Annotated in this window: 1 pseudogene; it reads right to left on the bottom strand. The window is 59.8% G+C overall.

Annotation, left to right across the window (positions count from 1 at the left end):
• Positions 1-42 precede the first annotated feature (42 nt).
• Positions 43-861 (bottom strand): annotated as a pseudogene (locus tag MPRO_RS21060) (IS3 family transposase); the annotation flags it as partial.
• Positions 862-947: the final 86 nt, after the last annotated feature.

The raw sequence follows: 947 nt of genomic DNA, 5'->3' as shown, positions 1-947 counted from the left end.
GGGTCGGTGTTTGTCAACGTAGTTGTCGTGCCGACCATTTTGTTATGCCGCCTTATTCTGAGTCGCTTCCTGCTTCTCGGGGTTGAGCATCACCGTCCCTACCGGTTGCCAATTACGCGTGTTGCCTGACCAGCGTTCCGGTCGTTCAGCGCGGGCTTGCTGGTACAGCGCATCCCGCCGCGCCAGCACCTCATGATCTTCTCCGCGATGGCGCTCGGCCGGTGTGACGAAGCGGATGCGACTATGACGATGTTCGTGGTTGTACCAGCTTATGAAGTCTCTCACCCAGGCCCGTGCCTCATCTAGGCTGGTGAAGCCATTATGTGGCCACTGCGGGCAGTATTTCAGCGTTCTGAACAACGACTCCGAGAAGGCGTTGTCATTGCTGACCCGCGGTCGCCCACGCGACGGTGTGATCCCCAGGTCGTACATTTTGCTTAGCAGTGTGACGGACTTCATCGGCGCGCCGTTATCCGAGTGCAGTACCAGCGGCTGATGCAGGCACTGCTCGCTGAGCACGCTGCGTTGCAGCAGAGCTGCGGCCTTATCGCCGCATTCCTGTTCATGCACCTCCCAACCCACGCCCTTGCGACTGTAAAGATCCTCGATCAGATACAGATAGTAATACTGGCCCCGCACCGGCGAGGGTAAATACGTGATGTCCCAAGACCAAAGCTGGTTCGGCCCGTTCGCAGCGTGCGTCGTGGGTGCCGGATGCCTTTTCGGGCGCTGAACGCGGCCCCGGCGATGCTGCTGATCGGCGGCATGCAGCACCCGATAAAAGCTGCTTTCAGACGCGAGATAACGGCCCTGATCGGCCAGCCGGGGCACGATCTGGCTCGGTGGAAGATGCGCGTATTCCGTGCGGGGCCATTATACACCGCTGAGGCATCCAACAACCCCTGACCTGGAGACACATGGCGGCGCAGGCCAGTAGAAAACCACAA

This window comes from Marinobacterium profundum (assembly GCF_001528745.1).
In the GTDB taxonomy this organism is placed as follows: Bacteria; Pseudomonadota; Gammaproteobacteria; order Pseudomonadales; family Balneatricaceae; genus Marinobacterium_A; species Marinobacterium_A profundum.
Note: the sequence above shows the minus strand (reverse complement) of the source record. Positions and strands in the feature narration are given on the sequence as shown.